Source organism: Duganella sp. GW821-FHT01E12, assembly GCF_059422325.1.
Window position 1 is genome coordinate 272,811 of sequence record NZ_JBWKWR010000001.1, and the last position, 26,163, is coordinate 298,973.

28 protein-coding genes are annotated in these 26,163 nt (G+C 63.5%); 2 read left to right on the top strand and 26 right to left on the bottom strand.

The window, feature by feature from the left end:
• Positions 1 to 38: 38 nt before the first annotated feature.
• The gene (locus AC07WS_RS00955) at positions 39 to 1,988 is read left to right on the top strand and encodes a DUF885 domain-containing protein (RefSeq protein ID WP_494727297.1); all 1,950 of its coding nucleotides are present in this window, start codon (positions 39 to 41) and stop codon (positions 1,986 to 1,988) included.
• A 108-nt stretch (positions 1,989 to 2,096) separates the two neighbouring features.
• Positions 2,097 to 2,600: a CCDC90 family protein gene (locus tag AC07WS_RS00960; protein ID WP_494727298.1), complete on the top strand. Its 504-nt coding sequence runs from the start codon at positions 2,097 to 2,099 to the stop codon at positions 2,598 to 2,600.
• A gap of 9 nt (positions 2,601 to 2,609) precedes the next feature.
• Here the strand turns inward: AC07WS_RS00960 and tatC are convergent, their stop codons facing one another.
• From tatC to AC07WS_RS01090, 26 genes are all read right to left on the bottom strand, one after another.
• Positions 2,610 to 3,365 (bottom strand): twin-arginine translocase subunit TatC, encoded by a 756-nt coding sequence (gene tatC, locus AC07WS_RS00965; protein ID WP_494727299.1) that lies wholly within the window; start codon positions 3,363 to 3,365, stop codon positions 2,610 to 2,612.
• Complete coding sequence (gene tatB, locus AC07WS_RS00970) at positions 3,366 to 3,860, bottom strand: Sec-independent protein translocase protein TatB (RefSeq protein WP_494727300.1); 495 nt, start codon at positions 3,858 to 3,860, stop codon at positions 3,366 to 3,368. It lies immediately after the preceding gene.
• 40 nt (positions 3,861 to 3,900) lie between these two features.
• Positions 3,901 to 4,104, bottom strand: coding sequence for a Sec-independent protein translocase subunit TatA (tatA, locus tag AC07WS_RS00975; RefSeq protein ID WP_117012745.1), 204 nt, complete (start codon positions 4,102 to 4,104; stop codon positions 3,901 to 3,903).
• 125 nt (positions 4,105 to 4,229) lie between these two features.
• Complete coding sequence (locus AC07WS_RS00980; RefSeq protein WP_494727301.1) at positions 4,230 to 4,601, bottom strand: histidine triad nucleotide-binding protein; 372 nt, start codon at positions 4,599 to 4,601, stop codon at positions 4,230 to 4,232.
• A 21-nt stretch (positions 4,602 to 4,622) separates the two neighbouring features.
• Positions 4,623 to 4,961, bottom strand: a complete 339-nt coding sequence (locus tag AC07WS_RS00985) for a phosphoribosyl-ATP diphosphatase (protein ID WP_117012191.1) — start codon at positions 4,959 to 4,961, stop codon at positions 4,623 to 4,625.
• Positions 4,958 to 5,419: a phosphoribosyl-AMP cyclohydrolase gene (hisI, locus tag AC07WS_RS00990; RefSeq protein ID WP_117012192.1), complete on the bottom strand. Its 462-nt coding sequence runs from the start codon at positions 5,417 to 5,419 to the stop codon at positions 4,958 to 4,960. Before hisI ends, AC07WS_RS00985 begins: the two co-directional genes overlap by 4 nt.
• Positions 5,420 to 5,432: 13 nt before the next feature.
• Positions 5,433 to 6,194, bottom strand: a complete 762-nt coding sequence (gene hisF / locus AC07WS_RS00995; RefSeq protein ID WP_494727302.1) for an imidazole glycerol phosphate synthase subunit HisF — start codon at positions 6,192 to 6,194, stop codon at positions 5,433 to 5,435.
• Complete coding sequence (hisA, locus tag AC07WS_RS01000) at positions 6,194 to 6,985, bottom strand: 1-(5-phosphoribosyl)-5-[(5-phosphoribosylamino)methylideneamino]imidazole-4-carboxamide isomerase (RefSeq protein ID WP_161083055.1); 792 nt, start codon at positions 6,983 to 6,985, stop codon at positions 6,194 to 6,196. The genes hisF and hisA overlap by 1 nt, the downstream gene beginning before the upstream one ends.
• 32 nt (positions 6,986 to 7,017) lie before the next feature.
• On the bottom strand, positions 7,018 to 7,656 hold the full coding sequence (hisH, locus tag AC07WS_RS01005; RefSeq protein WP_117012195.1) for an imidazole glycerol phosphate synthase subunit HisH: 639 nt from the start codon (positions 7,654 to 7,656) through the stop codon (positions 7,018 to 7,020).
• A gap of 8 nt (positions 7,657 to 7,664) precedes the next feature.
• Positions 7,665 to 8,255, bottom strand: a complete 591-nt coding sequence (hisB, locus tag AC07WS_RS01010; protein ID WP_161095267.1) for an imidazoleglycerol-phosphate dehydratase HisB — start codon at positions 8,253 to 8,255, stop codon at positions 7,665 to 7,667.
• Positions 8,256 to 8,274: 19 nt separating this feature from the next.
• A complete protein-coding gene (gene hisC / locus AC07WS_RS01015) occupies positions 8,275 to 9,369 on the bottom strand; it encodes a histidinol-phosphate transaminase (protein ID WP_494727303.1) in 1,095 nt (364 codons plus the stop codon).
• Between the two features lie 13 nt (positions 9,370 to 9,382).
• Positions 9,383 to 10,201, bottom strand: a complete 819-nt coding sequence (locus AC07WS_RS01020) for a DNA-methyltransferase (RefSeq protein WP_494727304.1) — start codon at positions 10,199 to 10,201, stop codon at positions 9,383 to 9,385.
• Entirely contained in the window at positions 10,198 to 11,514 is a 1,317-nt protein-coding gene (gene hisD / locus AC07WS_RS01025; RefSeq protein WP_494727305.1) for a histidinol dehydrogenase, read from the bottom strand. The genes AC07WS_RS01020 and hisD overlap by 4 nt, the downstream gene beginning before the upstream one ends.
• A 6-nt stretch (positions 11,515 to 11,520) precedes the next feature.
• Positions 11,521 to 12,183 (bottom strand): ATP phosphoribosyltransferase, encoded by a 663-nt coding sequence (hisG, locus tag AC07WS_RS01030; RefSeq protein WP_008443069.1) that lies wholly within the window; start codon positions 12,181 to 12,183, stop codon positions 11,521 to 11,523.
• A 2-nt stretch (positions 12,184 to 12,185) separates the two neighbouring features.
• Positions 12,186 to 13,436, bottom strand: coding sequence for a UDP-N-acetylglucosamine 1-carboxyvinyltransferase (gene murA / locus AC07WS_RS01035; protein ID WP_494727306.1), 1,251 nt, complete (start codon positions 13,434 to 13,436; stop codon positions 12,186 to 12,188).
• 6 nt (positions 13,437 to 13,442) lie between these two features.
• The gene (locus tag AC07WS_RS01040; protein ID WP_494727307.1) at positions 13,443 to 13,679 is read right to left on the bottom strand and encodes a BolA family protein; all 237 of its coding nucleotides are present in this window, start codon (positions 13,677 to 13,679) and stop codon (positions 13,443 to 13,445) included.
• Between the two features lie 15 nt (positions 13,680 to 13,694).
• The gene (locus AC07WS_RS01045) at positions 13,695 to 14,462 is read right to left on the bottom strand and encodes an ABC transporter permease (RefSeq protein WP_494727308.1); all 768 of its coding nucleotides are present in this window, start codon (positions 14,460 to 14,462) and stop codon (positions 13,695 to 13,697) included.
• Complete coding sequence (locus tag AC07WS_RS01050) at positions 14,459 to 15,373, bottom strand: ABC transporter ATP-binding protein (RefSeq protein WP_494727309.1); 915 nt, start codon at positions 15,371 to 15,373, stop codon at positions 14,459 to 14,461. Before AC07WS_RS01050 ends, AC07WS_RS01045 begins: the two co-directional genes overlap by 4 nt.
• A gap of 171 nt (positions 15,374 to 15,544) precedes the next feature.
• Complete coding sequence (locus AC07WS_RS01055; RefSeq protein ID WP_494727310.1) at positions 15,545 to 15,970, bottom strand: STAS domain-containing protein; 426 nt, start codon at positions 15,968 to 15,970, stop codon at positions 15,545 to 15,547.
• Positions 15,971 to 15,981: 11 nt separating this feature from the next.
• Complete coding sequence (locus tag AC07WS_RS01060; RefSeq protein ID WP_494727311.1) at positions 15,982 to 16,626, bottom strand: MlaC/ttg2D family ABC transporter substrate-binding protein; 645 nt, start codon at positions 16,624 to 16,626, stop codon at positions 15,982 to 15,984.
• A 31-nt stretch (positions 16,627 to 16,657) separates the two neighbouring features.
• On the bottom strand, positions 16,658 to 17,533 hold the full coding sequence (locus tag AC07WS_RS01065; protein ID WP_494727312.1) for an MlaA family lipoprotein: 876 nt from the start codon (positions 17,531 to 17,533) through the stop codon (positions 16,658 to 16,660).
• Positions 17,530 to 18,000 (bottom strand): outer membrane lipid asymmetry maintenance protein MlaD, encoded by a 471-nt coding sequence (gene mlaD, locus AC07WS_RS01070; RefSeq protein WP_494727313.1) that lies wholly within the window; start codon positions 17,998 to 18,000, stop codon positions 17,530 to 17,532. The genes AC07WS_RS01065 and mlaD overlap by 4 nt, the downstream gene beginning before the upstream one ends.
• A 36-nt stretch (positions 18,001 to 18,036) precedes the next feature.
• Positions 18,037 to 18,822 (bottom strand): lipid asymmetry maintenance ABC transporter permease subunit MlaE, encoded by a 786-nt coding sequence (gene mlaE, locus AC07WS_RS01075; RefSeq protein WP_117012209.1) that lies wholly within the window; start codon positions 18,820 to 18,822, stop codon positions 18,037 to 18,039.
• On the bottom strand, positions 18,819 to 19,634 hold the full coding sequence (locus tag AC07WS_RS01080; RefSeq protein ID WP_494727314.1) for an ABC transporter ATP-binding protein: 816 nt from the start codon (positions 19,632 to 19,634) through the stop codon (positions 18,819 to 18,821). The genes mlaE and AC07WS_RS01080 overlap by 4 nt, the downstream gene beginning before the upstream one ends.
• Before the next feature lie 246 nt (positions 19,635 to 19,880).
• The gene (locus tag AC07WS_RS01085; protein ID WP_494727315.1) at positions 19,881 to 21,344 is read right to left on the bottom strand and encodes a glutamate synthase subunit beta; all 1,464 of its coding nucleotides are present in this window, start codon (positions 21,342 to 21,344) and stop codon (positions 19,881 to 19,883) included.
• 35 nt (positions 21,345 to 21,379) lie between these two features.
• A complete protein-coding gene (locus AC07WS_RS01090; protein ID WP_494727316.1) occupies positions 21,380 to 26,107 on the bottom strand; it encodes a glutamate synthase-related protein in 4,728 nt (1,575 codons plus the stop codon).
• Positions 26,108 to 26,163: the final 56 nt, after the last annotated feature.

The following is a 26,163-nucleotide window of genomic DNA, read 5'->3' on the forward strand; positions in this document are numbered from 1 at the left end:
CGGCACGCCCGGCCACTTTTTCGACAAGGCTGTTCAAGATGATCAAGACAAAAATCGCCCTGGCTGTATTGATGACGACGCTCGCCGTCGCACCAGCCGGCGCCACCACGCACCACAAGGCCTCCCACACCTCGGCCAAAAGCAAAAGCAGCGCCAAATCCACGCACGCCACGCACGCCAAGAGCGGCGGCAAGTCCGCCAAGGGCAGCAGCAAACACAGCACCAGCAAAGGCAAGGGCAAGACCAGGGCCGTCGCCGCCACCGCCGTGGCCGCCGCTGCGGTGGCACCGTCGCTGAAGCCGTCCGGCACGCCGGAACGCCGCCAGGACCGCTCCTTCGACGGCCAGAGCAGCCAGTTCCTGAACGCGCTGTGGCGCATCGATTCGGAAAGCGCGATCTACGCCGGCAAGTACGACACCGCCGCCACGCTGTCCATCCCCGACAAGGCCGGCCAGGCCAAGGAGCTGGCCTTCATCGACGAATGGAAGCAGCGCTTCGGCGCGATCAACGCCAGCCAGCTGTCGGCCAAGCAGCGCACCGACCTGGCGCTGCTGATCAACAAGCTCGACAGCGACCGCTTCCGCCTGACCACCTTGAAGGAGTTCGAGTGGAATCCGGCCAGCTACAACGTGGCCGGCCCGATCGACTTGATCCTGAACACGGAATACGCGGCCCAGCCGCAGCGCCTGCGCACGCTGCTCAAGCGCATCGCCGGCATTCCGGCCTACTACGAGGCGGCGCGCGCCAACATCGTCAACCCGACGCGCGAGCACACCCGCCTGGCGATTGCCCAGGCGCCCGGCGTGCAGACCTTGCTGACCGAGGTGGACAAGGCGGCCCAGGCGTCCATCCTGACGCCGGTGGAGAAGCAGCTGTTCACCCAGCGCGTGAACGCGGCGCTGACGGCGGTGGACGGCTACATCGCCTTCCTGACCGAGCTGGACAAGCAGATGGACACCACCGGCCGCCGCACCTTCCGCCTGGGCAAAGACTTGTACGAGCAGAAGTTCGCCTTCGACATCCAGTCCGGCAGCACGGCCGAGCAGACCTACCAGAAGGCGCTGGCCGCGCGCGAAGAGCTGCTGGCCAATATGGAGCGCATCTCCGACGAGCTGTGGGACAAGACCATGGGCGCCACCGCCAAGCCGGCCGACCGCTTTGCCAAGATCGGCATGGTGATCGACAAGCTGTCCGAGCGCCATGTGAAGCGCGAGGATTTCTTCGCCGAGATCCGCCGCCAGGTGCCGGTGCTGCAGGACTGGGTGATCAGCCACAACCTGCTGACGCTGGATCCGAAGAAGCAGCTGGAAGTGCGCGCGACGCCTGCCTACCAGGCCGGCGTGGCGGGCGCCAGCATCGACGCGCCGGGGCCGTATCGCCCGCAGGACCGCACCTACTACAACGTGACGCCGCTCGACGGTGCGACGCCGGAGGCGGCCGAGAGCAGCCTGCGCGAGTACAACTACTGGATACTGCAGATCCTCAATATCCATGAGGCGATACCAGGGCACTACGCGCAGCTGGTGTATGCGAACAAGTCGCCGTCCATCGTCAAATCCATCTTCGGCAACGGCGCGATGGTGGAGGGCTGGGCGGTGTATGGCGAGCGCATGATGCTGGAGTCCGGCTACGGCGACAATGCGCCGGAAATGTGGCTGATGTATTCGAAGTGGAACCTGCGCAGCGTGACCAACACCATCCTCGATTACAGCGTGCACGTGTTGGGCATGACCGAGGAGCAGGCCATCGACCTGCTGACGCGCCAGGCTTTCCAGACGCGCAGCGAGGCGGTGGAGAAGTGGCATCGGGTGCAGGTGTCGTCGGTGCAGCTGACCAGCTATTTCAGCGGCTACAGCGAGATCATGGAATTGCGCGAGCAGCGCAAGCAGCAGCTGGGCGCCAAGTTCAACCTGAAGGAATTCCACGAGCAATTCCTGAGCTACGGCAGCGCGCCGGTGCGCGTGATCAAGGGCTTGATGACGCAGTAGGATCGCGGCCGTTTGCGTGCGCGCAAACGGCTCATCCATTGATTCGATAGGGTGGGAGCTGGCCGGTACGCTGGCCAGTTTCTGCTATTATTTAATCAGGGAGCGATGATGGACATGCCTATCAGGTTCGACACTCTTGAGTACGCCAGAAAACTTGTGGAAGCCGGTTTGCCTCAAGACCAGGCCGAAGCGCAGTCACTGGCTTTGCGCGACGCGCTGGCCGAATCCACCGTCACACCGGCTGATTTGCTATTGCTGAAAACGGACCTCATCGCCCGCATCGAGATGCTGCGCAGCGAAATCCAGGCGCAGATCGAGAAACTGCGCAGCGACGTGCAAGGTCAGATCGAGAAGCTGCGCAGCGATGTGCAAGGTCAGATCGAGAAGCTGCGCAGCGACGTGCAAGAACAGATCGAAAAGCTGCGCAGCGACATGCAAGGCCAGATTGACGAACTGAAAACGCAGATCGTCGTGCTGAAGGCGCAACTCGCCGAGCTGAAGGCGCACATGAATATCCGGTTCAACATTCTTTACGTGGTGACCGGAATATCGCTGGTACTGCACGGCGTCACGCTCGGCGTGCTTTTCAAGATATTGAGCCGGCTGCCCTAGCCCGATAGATCAGGCCTTCTCTTCCGGCGCCGTCGACATGCGCACGAACATCGGCGCCACCAGCAGGCCCAGTTCGAACAGCAGGCACATCGGTATCGCCAGCGAGAACATGCTGACCGCATCCGGCGGCGTGACGATCGCAGCCACCACGAAGGCGCCCACGATGGCGTAAGGCCGTATCTCCTTCAGCTTGGCCACGCTGACCAAACCCATGCGCACCAAAATCACCACCACCACCGGCACCTCGAAGGTCGCGCCGAACGCCAGGCACATCGACATGACGAAGTCCAGGTAGTTCTCGATATCCGGCGTCACCGCGATCGAATGCGGCGAGAACTCGGAAATGAACTGGAACACGCGCCCAAACACCAGGAAGTAGCAGAACGCCACGCCGGCCATGAACAGCACCGACGACGAAATCACCAGCGGCGCGATCAGGCGCTTCTCGTGCGCGTACAAGCCCGGCGCCACGAAGGCCCAGAGCTGGTACAGCACCCACGGCAGCGACAGGATGATGGAGATGACCAGCGTCACCTTCATCGGCACCAGGAACGGCGAAATCACGCCGGTGGCGATCATCTTCGAGCCGACCGGCAGCGAGGCGATCATCGGCCGCGCGATGAAGTCGTAGATCTGCGAGGGACCGGGCCAGATCATCAGCGCGATGCAGACGATGGCAATGCCGATCGATGCCTTGACCAGACGGTCGCGCAATTCGATCAGGTGAGAGATAAAGGTCTCTTCGCCCTTTTCAGGAGTAGTCATTTAGTAGAACGAAGAAGAGGAGTTGCTGCCGGGACGGAAGCGGGCCACGCGCGCGGCGCCGGAGGTCACGTGCATCTTGCCGCCGTGGCGCTGCTTGTACCAGCCGGGGATGGCCGAATTGCGCACCAACTTCTTGCGGCGGAACTCGCGCGCCTTGCGCGACAGGTCGTCGGTGGTGGCGGTGCTGATGGTCGGCGTGTGGATGGTCGGCGTGTCGTGCCAGGCGTTTTCCACCTCGGCCACGTGCTGCGACATCGAATTCTCGACGTCCGCCTTCACGCTCTCGGCCGCCGCCTGCACTTCCTTCTGGAGGTTTTTCAACTCTTCCAGTTCGATCTCGCGCGAGACTTCGGATTTGACTTCGTTGAGGTAGCGCTGGGCGCGGCCGTACAGCGTCCCGGCCATGCGCGCCACCTTGGGCAGCTTTTCAGGACCGATGACGACCAGCGCAACCACGCCGATCACAGCAAGTTTGGTAAGACCGAGATCGATCATAAGGTGGTTTCAGCCTGGCAGGGAGCGGCGCTCCCCCGGCTTACTTCTTCTCTTTAGCGTCGACGTCGATGGTGCCCGGCGCGGCTGGCGTGGCCGGCTTGTCGTCCTCGCCCTTGACGCCATCCTTGAAGCCCTTGACGGCCTTGCCGATGTCCGAACCCATGTTGCCCAGTTTCTTGGTGCCGAAAACCAGCATCACGATGACCAGCACGATCAGCCAATGCCAAATACTGAATGAACCCATCATATTCCCCTTGCAAGGCGCGCGCGCCCAATTTATCCGTTGATTCGAGAACTGCTGCGACAGTATAAGCGAACCGCAGCCTGTCATGTAGATGTCATGCGGCTAGCGATATCCCGCCATTGTGACTAGCGTTGTCCGCGCCAAGGGTGCGGGCCGCCGATCACGTGCAGGTGTAAATGGTACACCTCCTGGCCGCCGTTGGGCCCACTGTTAATCAGCGTCTTGTAGCCGCCGGTGGGCGAGCCGTCCGCATCATAGCCGACCGCGCAGCCGGCTTCCTCTGCCAGACGGGGGGCCAGCGCCAGCATCTTGCCCAGCAACGGCGCCTCGTTGGCGCTGCAGTCGGACAGCGTGGCGAAATGTTTCTTCGGAATCACCAGCAAATGCACCGGCGCGGCCGGGTTGATGTCCTTGAAGGCCAGCAGCTCTTCGTCTTCGTAGACGATGGCGGAGGGGATTTTCTTTTCAGCTATCTTGCAAAACAGGCAGTTTTCCACAACGACTCCGTGAGTGGGGGGTTATTCCTTGCGGGCGGCTTTTTCCTCGATGCCGGAGACGCCTTCGCGGCGCGCCAGCTCGTCGAGTACCTGCTGCGGCTTCAAATCGAACTGGGCCAGCAGCACCAGCGTATGGAACCACAAGTCGGCCACCTCGTACAGCACCTTGCCGCTGTCGCCGCCGGCGCGCGCATCCTTGGCGGCCATGACGGTCTCGGTGGCTTCCTCGCCGATTTTCTTCAGGATGGCGTCGTCGCCCTTGGAGAACAGCTTGGAGGTGTAGGACGTGGCGGGATCGCCCCCGTTGGCCAGTTTGCGCGACTCGATGATGTCGGCCAGGCGGTCCAGGATAGTGCTCATGTCGGTTTCTTTGCTTTGGTTTTCGCCACGGTGGCGGGGGTGTAGATTTCCGATGGGTCCTTCAGCACCGGCTCGGTGTTCTGCCAGTCGCCTTCCAGCGCGTCGCCCTCGAACTTCTGGAAGAAGCAGGAATGGCGGCCGGTGTGGCAGGCGATGCCGCCGGCCTGCTCGATCTTGAGCAGCACCACGTCCTCGTCGCAGTCGAGGCGGATTTCCAGCACCTTCTGCACGTGGCCGGACTCCTCGCCCTTGTGCCACAGCTTCTTGCGCGAGCGGCTCCAGTAGACGGCCTCGCCCAGCTCGACCGTCTTGGCCAGCGCTTCGCGGTTCATCCAGGCGAACATCAACACATCGTTGCTGCCCGCTTCCTGGGCGATGACCGGCACCAGGCCGTGCTCGTCCCATTGGACCTTCTTCAGCCATTTAGCCTTGGCCAAGGCGCTTGGGGTAGTCGACATCGTTATTTTCCGTTTAAACCAGGCGCATCGGAATGCCCTGCTGCGCCATGAACCGCTTGGCTTCCTGCACGGTGTGCTGGCCGTAGTGGAAGATGCTGGCCGCCAGCACCGCGTCGGCCTTGCCCAGCTTGATGCCGTCGGCCAGGTCCTGCAGGCCGCCGACGCCGCCCGAGGCGATCACCGGGATGTTGATCGCGTCGGACACGCCGCGCGTCAGGCCCAGGTCGAAGCCGGACTTGGTGCCGTCGCGGTCCATGCTGGTCAGCAGGATTTCGCCGGCGCCCAGCTGCTCCATTTTCTTCGCCCACTCGATGGCGTCGATGCCGGTGGCCTTGCGGCCGCCGTGGGTGAACACTTCCCACTTGCCCGGCGCGACCTGCTTGGCGTCGATCGCCACCACGATGCATTGCGAACCGTGCTTTTGCGAGGCGTCGAACACCAGCTGCGGATTCGACACCGCCGACGAGTTCATCGCGACCTTGTCCGCGCCGGCGTTGAGCAGGCGGCGCACATCGGCCACCTCGCGCACGCCGCCGCCCACGGTCAGCGGAATGAACACCTGCGAGGCCACGGCCTCGATGATGTCCAGGATCAGGCCGCGGTTGTCGCTGGTGGCGGTGATGTCGAGGAAGGTCAGTTCGTCGGCGCCCTGCTCGTCGTAGCGGCGGGCGATTTCCACCGGGTCGCCGGCGTCGCGCAGCTCGGTGAAATTGACGCCTTTGACGACGCGGCCATCGGTCACGTCCAGGCAGGGGATGATGCGTTTAGCGAGCATTATTCTTCCGTGTCTTCTTCGACCACGTCGCCGCTCAGTTCGTCCGCGCGCAACTGGGCCGAGGCCAGGTCGATGGTGCCTTCGTAAATCGAACGGCCGCAGATCACGCCTTCGATGCCTTCGTCCTGCACCGCGCACAGCGCTTCCACGTCGCCCAGGTTGTGCAGGCCGCCCGAGGCGATGACCGGGATCTTGACCGCCTGCGCCAGCTTGACGGTGGCCTCGATGTTCACGCCGCCCATCATGCCGTCGCGGCCGATGTCGGTGTAGATGATCGATTCCACGCCGTAGGCTTCGAACTTCTGCGCCAGGTCGATCACTTCGTGGCCGGACATCTTGCTCCAGCCGTCGGTGGCGACCTTGCCGTCCTTGGCGTCCAGGCCGACGATGATGTGGCCGGGGAAGGCGCCGCAGGCGTCGTGCAGGAAGCCCGGCTCCTTGACCGCGGCGGTGCCGATGATGACGTAGCTGATGCCGGCGTCCAGGTAGCGCTCGATGGTGTCGAGATCGCGGATGCCGCCGCCCAGTTGCACGGGGATTTCGTCCAGGTCGTTTTCCTCGGCGTACTCCTGCACCACTTTCAGGATGGCCTTGACCGCAGCCTCGTTCTTCGGCTTGCCGGCGAAGGCGCCGTTCAGGTCGACCAGGTGCAGGCGGCGCGCGCCCTGTTTCAGCCAATGCAGAGCCATGTCGGCCGGATCTTCGGAAAATACGGTGGCGAGTTCCATATCGCCTTGTTTCAAGCGAACGCAGTGACCGTCTTTGAGGTCGATGGCAGGAATGAGCAGCATGATGGTTTAGGTAGATTTAGGGGTAAATGAGATCAAGGGTTCCAGTGAACGAAATTTTTGTACAACTGCAATCCGGCCGCGGCGCTTTTCTCCGGGTGGAACTGGGTCGCAAAAATATTATCACGGGCGACAGCGCAACTGAACGGCGCACCGTAGACAGTTTGTCCGACGGTGTGTTCGGCCAGCGCGGGCTGGGCGAAATAGCTGTGCACGAAATAGAAGTAACTATCGTCCGCGATATCGCGCCACATCGGGTGAGACGCGGTTTGATGGACTTGGTTCCAACCCATCTGCGGCACCTTGAAGCGCGAGCCGTCCTCCTGGATCTGGCCGTCCAGCTGGAAGCGCACCACCTTGCCGGGCAACAGGCCCAGGCCGGCGGCATTGCCTTCCTCGCTGACGTCGAACAGCATCTGCTCGCCGATGCACACGCCCATCAGCGGCTTGGTCTTGGCGGCCACCAGCAGCGCGTCCTGCACGCCGGATTCGCGCAGGCTGCGCATGCAATCCGGCATGGCGCCCTGGCCGGGCAGCACGATGCGGTCGGCGGATTCGATATCGGCCACTTCGCCGGAGATCAGCACATTGGCCTCGGGCGCGACGGCGCGCAGGGCCTGCGCGACCGAGCGCAGATTACCCATGCCGTAATCAACTACTACGATTTTTTTCATGATTTTGTTTAGAGGCTGCCCTTGGTCGACGGGATCGTGCCGGCGGCGCGCGGGTCCAGCTCGGACGCCATGCGCAGCGCGCGGCCGAAGGCCTTGAACACGGTTTCGCACTGGTGGTGGGCGTTGGTGCCGCGCAGGTTATCGATGTGCAGCGTCACCAGCGCGTGGTTGACGAAGCCGCGGAAGAATTCCAGCGTCAGGTCGACGTCGAAGGTGCCGATCATCGCGCGCGTGAACGGGATGTGGTACTCGATGCCTGGCCGGCCGGAGAAGTCCAGCACCACGCGCGAGAGCGCCTCGTCCAGCGGCACATACGAGTGGCCGTAGCGGACGATGCCCTTGCGGTCGCCGATGGCCTTGGCCACCGCCATGCCCAGCGTGATGCCGACGTCTTCCACCGTGTGGTGGTTGTCGATATGGATGTCGCCGGTCGCTTCCACTTCCAGGTCGAACAGGCCGTGACGGGCGATCTGGTCCAGCATGTGGTCCAGGAAGGGCACGCCGGTGTTCAGCTTTTGCTGGCCGGTGCCGTCAAGGTTGATCGAGACGCGCACTTGCGTCTCGTTGGTGTTGCGGATGATTTCTGCGGTGCGGTTCATGAAAGGCTCGCGATGGGTCTCAGGATGCCAGCGATGCGGCGAAGGCATCGAGGAAGGCGGAATTCTCTTCCGGGGTGCTGACCGTGATACGCAAACAATTGGCCAGCACATCGTGCATTTTACCTACATTTTTGATTAATACCTTGCGGGACAGCAGTTTCGCATAGGCATCATCGGAATTCGGCACCCGTATCAAGATAAAATTCGCCGCCGACGGGAAGACCTGCACACCGGGCATGGCGGCCAATGCAGCCATCAGATCGGCGCGTGCGGCGCGCAAATCGGTGGCCTGCTGGTTCAGCACCTCCACGTGGTCGAGCGCGAATTCGGCCGCTGCCTGCGTCAACACGTTGATGTTGTAAGGAGGCCGCACTTTGTCGAATTCCGCCAGCAATTCCGGCGCCGCCGACATGTAGCCGAGACGGATGCCGGCCAGGCCCAGCTTCGAGACGGTGCGCATCACCACCAGGTTCTCGAACTCCGGCAGGCGGTGCATGAAGGTCTGCTGCGCGAACGGCTCGTAGGCTTCGTCCACCACGGCCAGCCCGAAACCATCGAGCGCCTTGATGATGGCGACGATGTCGTCCGCCGCGAACAGGTTGCCGGTCGGGTTATTCGGATAGGACAAAAACACCAGCGACGGCTTGTGCTGCGCGATCGCCGCCAGCATGGCCGGCAGGTCCAGCGTCAGGTCGGCCTTCAACGGCACGCCCACGTAGTCCATGCCCGCGAACTGCGCCGAGCGCTGGTACATGACGAACGACGGCGTCGGCGCCAGCACCACGGCGCGGCGGTCCTGCAGCGCGCAGCCGGTGCACAGGATGGAGATCAGTTCATCGGAGCCGTTGCCCAGCATGACGTCGTAGCCGGCCGGTACGCCCAGCCTGGCGCGCACGCGTTCCTTGATAGTGGCGTAGGAGGCGACCGGGTAGCGGTTCAGCGTTACATCCACCAGGCGGTTGGCCAGCTCCTCGCGCAGATGATGCGGCAGGTGGTAAGGGTTCTCCATCGCATCCAGTTTGATATAGCCACTCGCGTCGGCGACATGGTAGCCATGGATGGCGCGCACGTCGGAGCGGATGGTGGTGTTGACCAGGGTGTCGATGGAAGACATCTTACTAAGGCTCCTATGAGTTGATTAAACTTCGCTTGGGTGATGCTTTTTTCTTCTTTTCGGGCGGCGCGGGCACCTCAGGCATCGCCAGGCGTTCGGCGATGATGGCGCAGTAGTCGGGATTCAGTTCGAAGCCGACGAAATTGCGCCCGCAGCGCTTGGCCGCGATGGCCGTGGTGCCGCTGCCCATGAACAGGTCCAGCACCACGCCGTCCGGCGGGCACGAGGCCTTGACCATGCGCTCGATGATCTCCAGCGGCTTCTGCGTCGGATGGTCGGCGCGCTCGGGATGCTCACGGTGCAGGCGCGACACGCTCCACAAATCCTTGGGGTTGTAGCCCACCTCCAGCCACTTGGCGCCGACGAAGATCGAGCGCGAACGGGCCTTCTTGGTTTCGGCGTCGTAGGGAATGCGCACCGAGTCCAGGTCGAAGTAGTAGTCCTTGCGGCGCACGAAGAAGCCGATGGTGTCGTGCACCGACGAGTAGCTGCGCACGCTGCCGCCCATCGACGGCACGCGGCGGTCCCAGATAATCTCGTTCATCATCGTCATGCGCTTTTTCAGCAGCACGAAGATCTCCGGCGAAAAGCGCCAGGTCAGGAAGATGTACAGGCTGCCGTTGGGCTTCAACTTCGGCAGCGCCGCGTCGATCCACTGCTCGGTCCAGCGCAGGTACTCCTCCACCGTTTGCGAGTCGGAGTCGTTGCCGTAGTCCTTGCCCAGGTTGTACGGCGGGTCGGTCAGTATCAGGTCGATGGAACCGTCCGGGATGCGCGCCAGTCCGGCCAGCGCATCCTCACAGAAGACCTGATTGATCCACGCTTCGCTCATTTGAGGCGCAGCTCCGCGCTGCGGGCGTGCGCCTGCAAGCCTTCGCCGTAGGCCAGTTCCGCCGCGACCTTGCCCAGCGTTTGCGCGCCGGCTTCGCTGACGTGGATGATCGACGAGCGTTTCTGGAAGTCGTACACGCCCAGCGGCGACGAGAAGCGCGCGGTGCGCGACGTCGGCAGCACGTGGTTCGGGCCGCAGCAGTAGTCGCCCAGCGATTCGGACGAGAAGCGGCCGAGGAACATGGCGCCGGCGTGGCGGATCTGGTCGGCCCACTGCTGCGGGTTCTCGGCCGATATCTCCAGGTGCTCGGCGGCGATGCTGTTGGCGATGGCGCAGGCTTCGGCCATGTCACGCACCTTCACCAGCGCGCCGCGGTCGGTCAGCGAGGTGCGGATCGTTGCCGCGCGCGGCATCGTCGGCAGCAGCTTGTTGATGCTCGCCTCCACCCTGGCGATGTAGCCGGCGTCGGGGCACAGCAGGATGGCTTGCGCCAGCTCGTCGTGCTCGGCCTGCGAGAACAGGTCCATCGCCACCCAATCGGGATCGGTGGTGCCGTCGCAGATGATCAGGATTTCGGACGGGCCGGCGATCATGTCGATGCCGACGATGCCGAACACGCGGCGCTTGGCGGCGGCCACGTAGGCGTTGCCCGGGCCGACGATCTTGTCGACCGGCTGGATGGTCTCGGTGCCGTGCGCCAGCGCGGCCACAGCCTGCGCGCCGCCGATGGTGATGACGCGCGTGACACCGGCAATCGCGGCGGCGGCCAGCACCATCTGGTTCTTCACGCCGTCCGGAGTCGGCACCACCATGGTGATCTCGCCGACGCCGGCGACGTGCGCGGGTATCGCGTTCATCAGCACCGACGATGGATAGGCCGCCTTGCCGCCGGGGACGTAGATGCCCACGCGGTCCAGCGGCGTGACCTTCTGGCCCAGCACCGTGCCATCGGCCTCGGTGTAGGTGAAGCCGTTCAGCTCCTGCTTCTGGCGCTCGTGGAACACGCGGATGCGTTGCGCGGCGGTGTGCAGCGCGTTGCACTGCGCCTCGGGAATCGCGGCCAATGCGGCCTGCAGTTCGGCTTCGGGGATATCGAAGGCGGCCATGCTGGCGGCGCCGCCGTTCGGAATGCGGTCGAAGCGGTTGGTGTATTCCAGCACGGCGGCGTCGCCGCGCGCCTTCACGTCGGCCAGGATGCCGGCGACGGCGCGCTCGATCGCTTCATCGGTGCTCGCTTCAAATGCCAGCAGGGCGTCCAGTGACTTTTTGAAATCGGCTTGGGTGGAATCGAGCTTGGTGATTTGAATCGGCATGATGGTTTACTTTTTAGAGGCGCGTTCGAAGGCTTCGATGATCGGTTGCAGGCGGGCGCGCTTGAGCTTCAACGCGGCCTGGTTGACGATCAGGCGCGACGAGATGTCCATGATCGCTTCGACTTCTTTCAGGTCGTTGGCGCGCAGCGTGTTGCCGGTGCTGACCACGTCGACGATGGCGTCCGACAGGCCGACCAGCGGCGCCAGTTCCATCGAGCCGTACAGCTTGATCAGGTCGACGTGCACGCCCTTCTTGGCGAAGTGCTCGCGCGCGGTTTCCACGAACTTGGTGGCCACGCGCAGGCGCGCGCCCTGGCGCACGGCGGTCTCGTAATCGAAACCGTTGCGCACCGCGACCGACATGCGGCAGGCCGCGATGTTCAAGTCGATGGGTTGGTACAGTCCTTCGCCACCGTGCTCCAGCAGCACGTCCTTGCCGGCCACGCCGAAGTCCGCCGCGCCGTGCTGCACGTAGGTCGGCACGTCGGTGGCGCGCACGATGATCACGCGCACGTCGGGATCGTTGGTCGACAAAATCAGCTTGCGGGAAGTCTCCGGGTTTTCGGTGACGGTGATGCCGGCCGCTTCCAGCAGCGGCAGGGTGTCCTCGAAAATACGTCCCTTCGACAGCGCGAGGATCAGCTGCGAGTTGGCCTGGAATGCGCTCATGATTATTTAATCCGTTTGATGTTGGCGCCGACCGCGGACAGTTTCACTTCCATCTGGTCGTAGCCGCGGTCGAGGTGGTAGATGCGGTCGATCAGCGTTTCGCCGCGCGCGGCCAGCGCCGCGATCACCAGCGACGCCGAGGCGCGCAGGTCGGTCGCCATCACGGGCGCGCCCACCAGTTGCTCGACGCCTTTGATGAAGGCCGTGTTGCCGTCGGTTTCAATCGACGCGCCCAGACGGTTCATCTCCTGCACGTGCATGAAGCGGTTTTCGAAGATCGTCTCGGTCACGCGGCTGGCGCCGTCGGCGATGGTGTTCACCGCCATGAACTGCGCCTGCATGTCGGTCGGGAAGCCCGGGTATTCGGTGGTGCGGAAGGTCACGGGCGCCGGGCGCTTGTCCATTTGTGCGCGGATCCAGTTGTCGCCGATGGTCATCTGCAGGCCGATCTCGCGCAGCTTGTCCAGCGCGGCGTCCATGATGTCGACGCGGGTGTTGCGGATCGTGATGTCGCCGCCGGTGGCAGCCACCGCGCACAGGAAGGTCGCCGCTTCGATGCGGTCGGAGATCACGGCGTGCTTCGCGCCGTGCAAAGCTTCGACGCCCTGGATCGTCAGGCGGTTGGTGCCTATGCCTTCGATCTTCGCGCCCATGGCCACCAGCAGGTTGGCCAGGTCGGTCACTTCAGGTTCGCAGGCGGCGTTTTCCAGCACGGTCTCGCCTTCGGCCAGGGTCGCGGCCATCAGCAGGTTCTCGGTGCCGGTGACGGTGATCATGTCGGTGACGATGCGCGCGCCCTTGAGCTTTTTGCACTTGGCGTAGATGTAGCCGCCTTCGACGGTGATGTCCGCGCCCAGCGCCTGCAGGCCCTTGATGTGCTGATCCACCGGGCGCGAGCCGATGGCGCAGCCGCCCGGCAGCGAGACCTTGGCTTCGCCGAAGCGCGCCAGCAATGGACCCAGCACCAGGATCGAGGCGCGCATGGTTTTCACCAGCTCATACGGGGCTTCCAGCTTGTCGATGGCGCCGCCGTTGAGGGTGACCTTGTCGCCGTCCTGCGTTACTTTCAGGCCGGTCTGGCCCAAGAGCTTGAGGATGGTGGCCACGTCGTGCAGGTGCGGCACGTTGGACAGCTCGACGTCGCCCGACGTCAGCAGGCCGGCGCACAGGATGGGCAGCGCCGCGTTCTTCGCGCCGGAGATGTTGATGTCGCCGTTCAGGCGGTTGCCGCCTTGTATGAGGAGCTTGTCCATGCTTGCTTATCCTTGGTATTCGTCAGGGGTGAGGGTTTTCATCGACAGCGCGTGGATTTCTTCGCGCATGCGGTCGCCCAGCGCGGCGTACACGATCTGGTGGCGCTGGATCAAACGCTTGCCGGCAAACGCGGGCGAGACGATGACGGCCTGGAAGTGCTGGCCGTCGCCCTCCACTTCGAGGTGGGTGCATTCGAGGCCGGCCGAGATGTAGCCGTGGATGAGTTCTGGAGTGGTAGCCATGATGAGTCCTTAAAATTAGTGGCGCAGGCGATAACCGCTGCGCAGTAAGCGTATCGCCAGCAACGCCAGCGCGACCAGGAAGGCGGAGACGATGCTCACACTGACCAGCGGGTTGACGTCCGACTGGCCGAAGAAACCGTAGCGGAAACCGTCGATCATGTAGAAGAACGGGTTCAGGTGCGAGACCGTCAGCCAGAACGGCGGCAGCGAATGGATGGAGTAGAACACGCCGGACAGGAAGGTCAGCGGCATGATCAGGAAGTTCTGGAACGCGGCCAGCTGGTCGAATTTCTCGGCCCAGATGCCGGCGATCAGGCCCATGGTGCCGAGGATGGCCGCGCCCAGCAGCGCGAACACCACGATCCACAGCGGCGCCGTGAACGACATGTGGGCGAACCACGCCGTCACCACGAACACGCCGAAACCGACCACGATGCCGCGCACCATGGCGGCCAGCACGTATGCGGAGAAGATCTCCCAGTGCGACAGGGGCGTGAGCAGCACGAACACCAGGTTGCCGGTGATCTTGGATTGGATCAGCGAGGACGACGAATTGGCGAAGGCGTTCTGCAATACGCTCATCATCACCAGGCCGGGGATCAGGAAGGCGGTGTAGCTGACGTCCGCGTACACGGTGACGCGGCCTTCGAGCACGTGTCCGAAGATCAGCAGGTACAGCATCGCCGTCAGGATGGGTGCGGCGACGGTCTGCGTGGCGACCTTCCAGAAGCGCAGCGTCTCCTTGTAGACCAGGGTGCGGAAGCCGGTGGAGATGAAGTTCATACGGTGCCCTTATCCATGATCTGCAAGAAGATGTCTTCCAAATCAGCTTGTTGCAATTGCATTTCGTCGATCACGGCGCCGGATACGCGCAGGCGCGCCAGCAGGGTTTCGACTTCGGCGTATTCGTTGATGCGCAGGCTGTACTTCTTGCCGTGCTCCGACTCTTCCGGATGCGTGACCAGGTGGCGCAGGTCTTGCGGCAGGTCGCCGCTGCTCAGGTTGACCGTCAGCTGCGAGCCGGAGATGCGGCGGATCAGCGACGCCATCGTGTCCAGCGCCACGACCTTGCCGCTCTTGAGCATGGCCACGCGCTTGCACATGGCCTGCGCTTCTTCCAGGTAGTGGGTGGTTAGCACCACGGTGTGGCCTTCGCGGTTCAGGCGCGAGATGAACTTCCACAGCGTCTGGCGCAGTTCGACGTCGACGCCGGCGGTCGGCTCGTCGAGCACGATCACGGGCGGCTTGTGCACCAGCGCCTGCGCCACCAGCACGCGGCGCTTCATGCCGCCGGACAGGGCGCGCATGTTGACGTCAGCCTTGTTGGTCAGGTCGAGGTTGTGCATCACCTCATCGATCCAGGCGTCGTTGTTGGGCAGGCCGAAATAGCCCGACTGCAGGCGCAGCGTTTCGCGCACGGTGAAGAAGGGATCGAACACCAGCTCCTGCGGCACCACGCCCAGCTTCTTGCGGGCCGCGCGGAAATCGCCGGTGACGTCGTGGCCGTGGATGGTGACCTTGCCGGCGTCGGGGCGGATCAGGCCCGCGATGATGGAAATCAGCGTGGTCTTGCCGGCGCCGTTGGGGCCCAGCAGGCCGAAAAATTCACCCTCTTCGATGGAAAGGGACACGCCGCCCAGTGCCTGGAGCGACTTGTAGCGCTTCTCGACATTACTTATTTGGATCGCTGTCATGCTTGACTTATCTGTAAGGTGCGGCGGCACGGGTCCGGCGCGTAGTGCCAAAAGGCGGAAGATGCTGCGGGCGCCACGGCTCTCGGGCAGCGGCAACGTTCAATTATATTGGAAATTCGGATCGGCAGAGCCGGACTGGCTGTTTACCGGGGGAGCGGAGTGGGGCGGGGATCAATGATGGTGGTGCGAAGACGAGTCGTCGGCGAGACCGGTCTTTTGGGTGAAGAAGGACTCCGGCGCATCGACCGGGGCGAATTCTTCGTGGGCGGGATTGGCCTGTCCGGCGCAATCCTGCTCCAGCTTGACGTCGGTCGGGAACAGCAGCGAGCACACGCCGTACAGCTTGGTCAGGCTTTGCAGCGCCGGCGGCAGGTTTTTCAGTTCCAGCTTGACGCCGGCGTCCTGGGCGGCGCGCTGCCACGCCAGCATGACCGACACCGCCACCGAATCCACCGTCAACACATGGCGCAGGTCGAACACGGTCTGGCCGGCCTTGAGGGCCGCCAGGCCGCGCTCCAGCGCCGCGGTGGCGTTGAGCACGGTCAGGGTCGTGAGCGACTGCAGGTTGTCGATGGCTTCGGAAACGGCGGTGGACATGGCGTGAGGGCTTACTTGGCGACGGTTTTCAGGGGCTTGTTGGCCAGCGACTTGTTCTTTTCCGTCAGCGTCTTGATCAGGCCGTCGATGCCGCCCTTGCTGATTTCGGAGGCGAACGTGCCTTTGTAGGTCTCGACCAGCCATGCGCCGAGCACATTGATGTCGTAGATCTTCCAGCCGGACGGGGTCTTGGCGACGCGGTAGTTCAGCGGGATCGGTTCGCCGCGGGCCACGTTGACCTGCGAGCGCACTTCCACTTCGTTGTCGGACGGGTCGGAACGCATCGGCTTGAATTCGACGGTTTCGTTTTTAATCTGCGACAGCGCGCCCGAGTAGGTGAAGATCAGCAGCGTGCGGAACTGGTCCGACAGCAGTTTTTGCTGTTCGGGCGTGGCGTCGCGCCAGAAGCGGCCGGCCGCCAGCGCGGTCATGCGCTGCGAGTCGACGTAGGGCAGGATCTTGCTTTCGACCAGGTCGAGCACCTTCTTCTGGTCGCCGGACTGGATGGCTTTGTCGGACTTGGCGGTCTCGATCACTTCCTGGCTGATGCGCTTGACCAGCACGTCCGGCGCTTCGTTGGACGGCGCGGCGGCCGCGTGGGCGTTGACGGCCAGCGCGACAGTTGCCAGGGCGATAAGTTGTTTAATCAATTTCATGTTGTCGTTACCTTTGTGTGGTTCTTCGGGGTCACTGGCTGGCGGTAGCCGCAGCCGGTGCGCCAGAGTTTAACTCTTTTGGCGCCGATTCGGATGACACAGGGGCAGAACTTTGTGCGGCAGCGGCTGGTTTAGCGTCCGGCTTGGCTTCCGGCTTGGCTTCCGGCTTCACGTCGGGCTCGGCCGAGTCATCCTTCGAAGGCTTGCGCGGCGCATCGTCGCCGTCCGGATGAATCTGGCTTTCGCGGCGCTGCAGGAAGCCGTCGCGGATGAATTCGTAACGGTCCAGCGCGGCGTCTTCCAGCAAACTGGTCGCGTTGAGCAGATTAGCACGTTGGTCGACGGCGCGTAGCGCGGTACCGCTGTTGCGGATGTAGACCGGTTCCTTGTAGCCCCAGATATCGCCCTTGATGTCCAGCGGCAGGGCCACCGTGTCGCGCACGGTCGACGGGCCCAGCAGCGGCAGCATCAGGTAGGGGCCGGACGGCACGCCCCAGGTGCCCAGCGTCTGGCCGAAGTCTTCCTTGTGCTTCTGCAGGCCGGCTTCCGAGGCGATGTCGAACAGGCCGACGATGCCCAGCGTGGAGTTCAGCGCGAAGCGGGTGACGTCCGACAGGCCGGCTTCGCCGTGACCTTGCAGCAGGTTGTTGACGCCGGTCCAGGCGTCGGCCAGGTTGCCGAAGAAGTTGTTGACGCCGGTCTGCACGAAGTTCGGCAGCACGTTGCGGTAGGCCGTCGCGGCCGGCTTGAGCGCGTAGGTGTCGACCGTGTCGTTGAAGCTGAACATGGCGCGGTTGAAGCCCTCGTACGGGTCGCGCGGGTTCGGGCCGGCGCAGCCGGCCAGCAGCACGGTGACGCCCAGCGCCAGGGCGGCGCTGCGGAGGTGTTTGGCGGTGCGTTGCGTCATTTGCTGTCCTTTCCTTCTGCAGCTTTGCTGTAGATGAACTGGTTAATCAGGTCTTCCAGTACGGCGGCCGACTGGGTACGGGCGATCTTGTCGCCGGCGGCCAGGTTGTTGGTGTCGCCGCCAGCTTCGATGCCCACGTATTGCTCGCCCAGCAGGCCGGCGGTCAGGATCTTGGCCGAGCTGTCTTTCGGGAACTTGTAGCCTTCTTCCATGTTCAAGGTTACCAGCGCCTGGTAAGTCTTGTCATCAAACTTAATCTCTCCCACACGGCCGACCACCACGCCGGCCGCCTTGACCGGCGCCTGCGGGCGCAGGCTGCCGATGTTGTCGAACTTGGCGGTGATCGGGTAGGCCTTGCCGAAGGACATGGAACCCATGTTGCCGGCCTTCAGCGCCAGAAACATCAGCGCGGCGACGCCGACGACGATGAACAGACCGACCCAGACATCCAGAGATTTACGTTGCATAGCGATTCCTTAGTTTCTTATCTTGTACTTTTACGCTTATTTGCTGAACATCAGCGCCGTCATCATGAAGTCCAGCCACCAGATCATCAGCGATGAAATCACGACCGTGCGGGTGGTGGCGCGCGCCACATCTTCCGGGGTCGGCTGGGCCTCGTAGCCCTGGTACAGCGCAATGAAGGTGATGGCGATGCCGAACACCACGCTCTTGGCAAAACCGTTGTAAATATCTTTCCAGATGTCGACGCCGCCCTGCATCTGCGACCAGAACGCGCCCTCGTCGACGCCGATCAGCTGCACGCCGACCAGGTAGCCGCCGAACACGCCCACCGCGCTGAACACGGAAGCGAGCAGCGGCACCGAGATCACGCCGGCCCAGAAGCGCGGCGCCAGCACGCGCTGGACCGGGTTGACGGCCATCATTTCCATCGCCGACAGCTGCTCGCCAGCCTTCATCAGGCCGATTTCGGCCGTCAGCGAGGTGCCGGCGCGGCCGGCGAACAGCAGCGCGGTGATCACCGGGCCCAGTTCGCGGGTCAGGCCCAGCGCCACCAGCAGGCCCAGCGATTGCTCGGCGCCGTATTTGTTGAGCGTGTAATAGCCCTGCAAGCCCAGCACCATGCCGACGAACAGGCCGGACAGGGTGATGATCAGCATCGAATAATTGCCGATGAAATGCAACTGTTCCACCACCAGCGACGGCCGGCGCAGCAGGCCGGGCGACACGCCCAGCATGTTGGCGAAGCTGCGGCTGCCATAGCCTATGCTTTCGACGTAATCGCGCAGCGGCGCGCCCAGCTTGGACAACCAGTTCTTCAGACTCATACTTGCACTCCCAGGCCCAGGTCATCGGCCAGGGACTTGCCTGGATAGTGGAACGGCACCGGGCCGTCGGCCTCGGCGTTGACGAATTGCTTCACATACGGGTCGGTCGACACCATCATGTCCTCCGGCGTGCCGTGCGCGACGATCTTGCCTTGCGACAGGAAGTACACATAGTCGGCGATGGCGAAGCACTCCTTGACGTCGTGCGACACCAGCACCGTGGTCGAGCCCAGCGCGGTGTTCAGGTTACGGATCAGGTTGGCGGTGACACCCATCGAGATCGGGTCCAGGCCGGCGAACGGCTCGTCGTACATGATCAGTTCCGGGTCCAGCGCGATCGAGCGGGCCAGCGCCACGCGGCGCGCCATGCCGCCGGAAATCTCGCCCGGCTTGAGCTTGGCGGCGTTGCGCAGGCCGACCGCGTGCAGCTTCATCAGCACCAGGTTGCGGATCAGCTCTTCCGGCAAATCGGTGTGCTCGCGCAGCGGGAAGGCGACGTTTTCAAACACGGTCAGGTCGGTGAACAGCGCGCCATGCTGGAACAGCATGCCCATCTTGCGCCGCAGCAGATACAAGCCGGCGGTATTGAGCTTGTGCACCACCTGGCCCTGCACCTTGACATGGCCGCGTTGCGGGCGGATCTGGCCGCCGATCAGGCGCAATACCGTGGTCTTGCCGCTGCCCGAGCCGCCCATCACAGCGATCACTTTTCCACGTGGGAAGTCCATCTGGAGGCCCGACAAGATCGAGCGCTTTCCATAGGAAAAGTGTAAATCACGGATTTCGACTAAATTAGCCACGACTGAACTCATTTTTTTTAATGCCGTATTGTAGTGCAGAAAGGTTAATCTCTGCAGGCGCCGCCAACTTTTGTGACAGGGGGAGGCATGGTAAGTGGCAGATAATACAACACTACTGAACCTAAAGTCAGCAATTTACACCTATCAAGAATTGTAACATTGCTGCACCGCACAAGCCATGGACGAAAAAAAAACCGGCGGGAACGGGGATCACCCGTTCGCCACCGGCGGGAGGCAGGCTTTAGCGGGCCGCGGGGATTAGCGCGGAAGTTCCGAAGAGCCCATCAAAAACTCGTCGACCGCGCGCGCGCACTGGCGGCCTTCGCGGATCGCCCACACCACCAGCGACTGGCCGCGGCGCACGTCGCCGGCGGCAAACACATTGGGGGCGGTAGTCTTGTAGCAGCCTTCGCCGTCCGTGCTGGCCTTGGCGTTGCCGCGCGCATCTTTCTCGACGCCGAAAGCGTCCAGCACGTTGGCGACCGGCGACACGAAGCCCATCGCCAGCAGCACCAGGTCGGCCTTCATCTCGAATTCCGAGTTCGGCACTTCGCTCATCTTGCCGTCTTTCCACTCGACGCGGCAGGCGACCAGCTTCTCGACCTTGCCGTTCTTGCCTTCCAGGCGCTTGGTGGCCACCGCCCAGTCGCGCTCGCAGCCTTCCTCGTGCGACGAGGAGGTGCGCAGCTTGGTCGGCCAGTACGGCCACACCAGCGGCTTGTTTTCCTGCTCCGGCGGCATCGGCATCAGTTCGAACTGGGTCACCGAGGCGGCGCCGTGGCGGTTCGAGGTGCCGACGCAGTCGGAACCGGTGTCGCCGCCGCCGATCACCACCACGTGCTTGCCGGTGGCTTTCAGCTGGTCCTTCACCTTGTCGCCGGCGTTGACCTTGTTTTGCTGCGGAAGGAAGTCCATGGCGAAATGCACGCCCTTCAGTTCGCGGCCCGGCACAGGCAGGTCGCGCGGCTGCTCGGCGCCGCCGGCCAGCACGACGGCGTCGAAGTCCTTGGCCAGGTCTTCGGGGAAGATGGTTTCCTTGGCCCAGTTGTTGACGTTGGCCGGGAAGTCCTTGCCGACCAGGACGCTGGTGCGGAACACCACGCCTTCGGCTTCCATCTGCTTAATGCGGCGGTCGATGTGCGACTTTTCCATCTTGAAGTCGGGGATGCCGTAGCGCAGCAGGCCGCCGACGCGGTCGCTCTTCTCGAATACGGTGACGGCATGGCCGGCGCGCGCCAGCTGCTGCGCCGCCGCCAGGCCGGCGGGGCCGGAACCGACCACGGCCACCTTCTTGCCGGTCTGGCGGGCGGCCGGCTGCGGCACGACCCAGCCGTGTTCCCAGCCTTCGTCGATGATCTTGTGCTCGATCGACTTGATGCCGACCGGATCGTTGTTGATGCCCAGCGTGCAGGCGGCCTCGCACGGCGCGGGGCAGATGCGGCCGGTGAATTCCGGGAAGTTGTTGGTCGAGTGCAGGGTGTCGAGCGCCTCGCGGTAGTTGCCGCGATAAACCAGGTCGTTCCAGTCCGGGATGATGTTGTTGACCGGGCAGCCGGTGTTGCAGAACGGGATGCCGCAATCCATGCAGCGCGCGCCCTGCACCTTGGCCTGCTCGTTGGTCAGGGTGATGACGAATTCGGAATAGTTTTTCAAACGCGTAGCAGGCGGCAGATAGCCCTCGTCCTGACGCTTGAATTCCATGAAGCCGGTGATTTTACCCACGATAATTCCTTAAATATTGTTCTGTACGGTCAGCATCAGGCTGCGATCGGCTGCGCGGAGGCGGCTTCGTTCGCCACGTCCTCGGCCATCTCGACCAGGGCGCGCTTGTATTCGCTCGGGAAGACCTTGACGAATTTGCCGCGGCCTTCTGCCCAGTTGTCCAGCAACAGGCGGGCACGGGTGCTGCCGGTGTGCTTGAAGTGGCGCTCGATCAGGCGCTTCAGGATCACCTCGTCCGCCTCGCGGCCGTGGTCCTTGTGCTGCACGTGCCAGGTTTCGCTCTGGGCTTCCTGCTCCTTGGCGGTCAGCACCGGCTCCAGCGTCACCATCGCGGTGTTGCAGCGCGCCTCGAAATCGCCTTCCGGGTCGTACACGTAGGCGATGCCGCCCGACATGCCCGCCGCGAAGTTGCGGCCGGTGGCGCCCAGCACCACCACGGTGCCGCCGGTCATGTATTCGCAACCATGGTCGCCAGTGCCTTCGACGACGGCGGTGGCGCCCGAGTTACGCACGGCGAAACGCTCGCCGGCCACGCCGTTGAAGAAGGCTTCGCCGCTGATCGCGCCGTACAGCACGGTGTTGCCGATGATGATGTTGTTCACCGCCCAGCCGCGGAACTCGGTGTTCGGACGCACGATGATGCGGCCGCCCGACAAGCCCTTGCCGACGTAGTCGTTGCCCTCGCCGACCAGGTCGATGGTGATGCCGTGCGCCAGGAAGGCGCAGGCCGACTGGCCGGCCGTGCCTTGCAGCTGGATGTGGATGGTGTCGTCCGGGAGGCCGGCGTGGCCGTAGCGCTTGGCCACCTCGCCCGACAGCATGGTGCCGACCGTGCGGTTGACGTTGCGCACCGGCGAGATGAACGAGACGCGCTCGCCTTTCTCCAGCGCGGCCTTGGCTTGCGCGATCAGCTTGTGGTCGAGGGCCTTGTCCAGGCAGTGGTCCTGTTCCATCGTGTGGTAGATGGAATCGCCGTTCGGCACTGCCGGCGAGTAGAAGATGTTGCTGAAGTCCAGGCCCTTGGCCTTCCAGTGCGTGATCGCCTTGGACTTGTCCAGCAGGTCGACGCGGCCGATCAGCTCGTCGTACGTGCGGATGCCCAGTTGCGCCATCAGCTGGCGGGCTTCCTCGGCGACGAAGAAGAAGTAGTTCACGACGTACTCGGGCTTGCCGGAGAACTTGGCGCGCAGCACAGGATCCTGCGTGGCGACACCGACCGGGCAGGTGTTCAGGTGGCACTTGCGCATCATGATGCAGCCCTCGACCACCAGCGGCGCGGTGGCGAAGCCGATTTCGTCGGCGCCCAGCATGGCGGCGATGACCACGTCGCGGCCGGTGCGCATCTGGCCGTCGGCCTGGACGCGGATGCGGCTGCGCAGGCCGTTCAGCACCAGCGTCTGCTGCGTTTCCGCCAGACCCAGCTCCCACGGCGTACCGGCGTGCTTGACCGACGACAGCGGCGAAGCGCCGGTGCCACCGTCATGGCCTGCGACCACAACGTGATCGGCCTTGGCCTTGGTCACGCCGGCGGCCACGGTGCCGATACCGACTTCCGACACCAGCTTGACCGAGATCGAAGCGCGCGGGTTGGCGTTCTTCAGGTCGTGGATCAGCTGGGCCAGATCCTCGATCGAATAGATGTCGTGGTGCGGCGGCGGCGAGATCAGGCCCACGCCCGGCACCGAGAAGCGCAAGGTGGCGATGTACTCGGACACCTTATGGCCCGGCAGCTGGCCGCCTTCGCCCGGCTTGGCGCCCTGCGCCATCTTGATCTGAATCTGGTCGGCCGAGTTCAGGTAGGCCGCGGTCACGCCGAATCGGCCGGACGCCACCTGCTTGATGCGCGAGCGCAGCGAATCGCCTTCCTGCAGCGGAATGTCGACCACCATTTGCTCTTTGCCCATGACCGAGGCCATGGTCTCGCCCTGCTTGATCTTGATGCCCTTCAGTTCCATCGTGTAGCGCGATGGATCCTCGCCGCCTTCGCCGGTGTTGGACTTGCCGCCGATGCGGTTCATCGCCACCGCCAGCGTGGCGTGGGCTTCGGTCGAGATCGACCCCATGGACATCGCGCCGGTCGCGAAGCGCTTGACGATTTCCTTGGCCGGCTCGACTTCGTCCAGCGGGATCGCCTTGGCCGGGTCGAGCTTGAACTCGAACAGGCCGCGCAAGGTCAGGTGGCGCTTGCTCTGGTCGTTGATGATCTGGGCGTACTCCTTGTAGCTGGAGAAGTTGTTGCTGCGGGTCGAATGCTGCAGCTTGGCGATCGCATCCGGGGTCCACAGGTGGTCTTCGCCGCGCACGCGGTAGGCGTACTCGCCGCCGGCGTCCAGGTGGTTGGCCAGCACGGGATCGTCGCCGAAGGCCAGGTTGTGCAGGCGCAGCGCCTCTTCCGCCACTTCGAACACGCCGATGCCTTCCACGTTGGAGGCCGTGCCCTTGAAGTATTTGTCGACCAGCGACTTGTTCAGGCCGACGGCTTCAAATATCTGCGCGCCGCAGTAGGACATATAGGTCGAAATGCCCATCTTGGACATGACCTTCATCAGGCCCTTGCCGATGGCCTTGGTGTAGTTGTAGACCGCCTTTTCGCCGGTCATGTCGCCCGGCATGCCCAGCGCCATCTCGACCAGCGTTTCCATCGCCAGGTAGGGGTGGATCGCCTCGGCGCCGTAGCCTGCCAGCAGCGCGAAGTGGTGGGTCTCGCGGGCCGAGCCGGTCTCGACGACCAGGCCGGTGGACGCGCGCAAGCCCTTGCTGACCAGGTGCTGGTGCACGGTCGAGGTGGCCAGCAGCGCGGGAATCGCCACGCGCTCAGGGCTCACCGAGCGATCCGACACGATCAGGATGTTGTGGCCGGACTTGACCGCGTCGACCGCCTCGGCGCACAGCGACGCCAGGCAAGCCTCCACGCCGTCCTTGCCCCATGCGAGCGGATAGCAGATGTTCAGCTCATATGACTTGAACTTGCCGCCGGTATGCGCGCTGATGCCGCGCAGGCGGGCCATGTCGTCGAAGCCCAGGATGGGCTGCGACACTTCCAGGCGCATCGGCGGGTTGACGTTGTTGGTGTCGAGCAGGTTCGGTTTCGGGCCGATGAAGGACACCAGCGACATCACCATCGCTTCGCGGATCGGGTCGATCGGCGGGTTGGTCACCTGCGCGAACAGCTGCTTGAAGTAGTTGTACAGCGGCTTGAGCTTGTTGGACATGACGGCCAGCGGCGAGTCGTTGCCCATCGAGCCGGTGGCTTCCTCGCCGGCGGCTGCCATCGGCGCCATCAGGAATTTCAGGTCTTCCTGGGTGTAGCCGAAGGCTTGCTGGCGGTCCAGCAGCGACGGCGTGGCCTTTTCGCCCTGCGCCGGCGCGGCGTCCTTGGCACGGTTGTGCGCCAGCTGGCTTTCGCTCAGCTTGATTTCGTTGAGCTTGATGCGCACCGCGTTGATCCACGCCTTGTACGGTTTGGCGTTGGCATAGGTGTCTTTCAGCTCTTTATCGTCGATGATGCGGCCCGCTTCCAGGTCGATCAGGAACATCTTGCCCGGCTGCAGGCGCCATTTCTGGATGATCTTGGATTCGGGAATCGGCAGCACGCCCGATTCCGAGGCCATCACGACCAGGTCGTCGTCGGTGACGATGTAGCGGGCCGGACGCAGGCCGTTGCGGTCCAGCGTGCCGCCGATGTAGCGGCCGTCGGTGAAGGCCATGGCGGCCGGGCCATCCCACGGTTCCATCATGGCGGCGTGATATTCGTAGAATGCGCGGCGATTGTCGTCCATCGTGCCGTGATTTTCCCAGGCTTCCGGGATCATCATCATCATCGCCTGGGCGATCGGATAGCCTGCCATCAGCAGCAGTTCCAGCGCGTTGTCGAAGCAGGCGGTGTCCGACTGGCCTTCGTAGATCAGCGGGAACAGCTTGTGCAGGTCGTCGCCCAGCACGGCGGACTTCATCACGCCTTCACGGGCGCGCATCCAGTTGAAGTTGCCTTTGACGGTGTTGATCTCGCCGTTGTGGGCGATCAGGCGGTACGGGTGGGCCAGCGGCCATTCCGGGAAGGTGTTGGTCGAGAAACGCTGGTGCACCAGCGCCAGCGCGGAAACGCAGCGCGCGTCCTGCAGGTCTTTGTAGTACACGCCGACCTGGTCCGCCAGCAGCAGGCCCTTGTAGACGATGGTGCGGGCCGACAGCGAGGCCACGAAGAATTCTTTGCCGTGGATCAGCTTCAACGCCTGGATCGCGTGGCCGGACGATTTGCGGATCACGTACAGCTTGCGCTCCAGCGCGTCGGTCACCATGATGTCGGCGCCGCGGCCGATGAAGATCTGGCGGATCACCGGTTCTTTGGCGCGCACGGTCGGGGACATCGGCATGTCGCAGTCGACCGGCACATTGCGCCAGCCCAGCACGACCTGGCCTTCGGCGCGCACGGCGCGCTCGATTTCCTGTTCGCAAGCGATGCGGGAAGCGTTTTCCTTCGGCAGGAACACCATGCCGACGCCGTATTCGCCTGGCGGCGGCAGTTCCACGCCTTGCTTGGCCATCTCGTCGCGGTAGTACTGGTCCGGAATCTGGATCAGGATGCCGGCGCCATCGCCCATCAGCGCATCGGCGCCGACGGCGCCCCGGTGATCGAGGTTTTTCAGGATCAACAGACCCTGTTCCACGATGGAGTGGCTCTTGTTGCCCTTGATATGGGCGACGAAACCGACGCCGCAGGCATCGTGTTCATTGGACGGATCGTACAGACCTTGGGCTTTCATGGGCTCTCCACTGCAATTTTGACTAACGAAAAACTAGAGTAGTGCAATGCAGCGTA